The organism is Alicyclobacillus shizuokensis NBRC 103103, assembly GCF_001552255.1.
GTDB lineage: Bacteria > Bacillota > Bacilli > Alicyclobacillales > Alicyclobacillaceae > Alicyclobacillus_G > Alicyclobacillus_G shizuokensis.
The window spans coordinates 1-1,552 of the sequence record NZ_BCQV01000114.1 but is presented as its reverse complement, the minus strand read 5'-3'; the positions used below and the strand labels follow the sequence as shown (position 1 = coordinate 1,552).

The window sequence follows — 1,552 nt, the reverse complement described above, 5'->3', positions numbered from 1 at the left end:
CATTTATACCTTTTGTTTCCTGTTAGCGACCCACTTGGGCCGCTCTCCTCAGATTGTGGGCCATGATTCCGTATCCAACCCATGCCGATGTGCCCGAGTGTCCCCGGAATCGACTGCGGCCCAATCCGTACTTTTGTTTCAGAAGGGCTATCTTTGCTTCACCCGCGGCTCGGAATCGCTGCAAGTTCCGGTACCAATGCGCTCGCTCTAGCTCGGTTCGTGCCTTGCCTTTCTTGCCTCGAAATGGCGTACTCACATACCGAACACCAAATTCTTCTTGCAATGCTCGTTCATTCTTACGACTGCTGAACCCTCGGTCCGTCGCAACTGCGTGAGGCGCAGAACCGAATATCTCTTTGTGATGCTGCACAGCCGGGATGAGCAAATCGTCGTCCGACGGATTACCTGTATACACCGCATACCCAGTCACAAATCCGCTCTCCGTTTCATCGATGCGAACCTTATACCCAAACTCAACCTTCTTGGCGAGTTTGCCTTTTTTGATCGGCCGAGCCTCGGCGTCATGAATGCTAATGATGCGGTCCGGAATGATTCGATTTCCACCAATGACTTCTTTGGCTTGACCGAGCAGTTGCTTCGTCTTATCCACAAGGGACTGAAGCTTTTCCTTTTGCGCCTCTACGGGCGGTTTCTTTGTACGCTGTAGCTTCTCAACCACGGACTCGGCCTGTTGCAACACATTTTGCGTGATATCCACAACGTCTTGCGTGATTCGGTTGACCTCATCCCAGGACCTACTCATCCGACGACGCAGAACCTTTGCAAACGACAGGACCTTATTCTTTACCGCATCGGTTTGGTCCACGAAACCCTCGGTGGCGTGGGAGGCGAGTTGGCGAATGTGGTTAACCGTTCGGGTGATGGCACGAATGCCATCCTGTAAAAGCGTGGCATCCGTTGGATGATGAATGTCCGACTCGACCACCGTGGTATCCGTACGAAATTTGCGATGCCGGATGACCTTCTGTTCGCTCAGCTTCTTCACCAACAGTTCATTCAGTTGCTCGACGGTATCCTCACCATACCGCTTCCTGGCCTTGATGAGCGTACTGGCATCGGGTACTTTCCCGTCGATGGGGATGTGGCTGAAGCGCCGCCATGCAAGGCTGTCACTTACTTCCCGTACGAGCGTTTCATATCCCAACTGATAGCGGAACTTCAGGTACATGAGACGCAGGTATGTTTGCACCGGCACGGTCGGTCGTCCTCTAACCGTATTAAACTTTTCGAGAAATGGTACCATGAACCGTTCGTCATCCAGAATTTGATCCACATACTCCAGTTCCGCTGGTAGGTTGAGCAACGGCTCAGGTAGGATAGCCTCCCAAAGCGTCAACTGATTTTGATGAGTCCGTAACACTTTCCAACACCCCTAAACAGGAATCTCGGGGTGTCGTGCCGAATTCGTAAGTAAAGGAATTCGCAAAGCACCCCGGGGTCAGTGTTTGTCTCGTCAACATTCACTTCACCGCGAGGACTTGCGATTCCTTTTTTATTGGCCCATTTCACCGATTTTTTCAGGAGCCACTAA

General features: G+C 51.8%; 1 protein-coding gene. It reads right to left on the bottom strand.

Annotated features, from left to right (window positions below; translation table 11 throughout):
- Window positions 1–22 precede the first annotated feature (22 nt).
- The gene (locus tag ASH01S_RS17540; protein WP_067929720.1) at window positions 23–1,381 is read right to left on the bottom strand and encodes an ISNCY family transposase; all 1,359 of its coding nucleotides are present in this window, start codon (window positions 1,379–1,381) and stop codon (window positions 23–25) included.
- Window positions 1,382–1,552 lie beyond the last annotated feature (171 nt).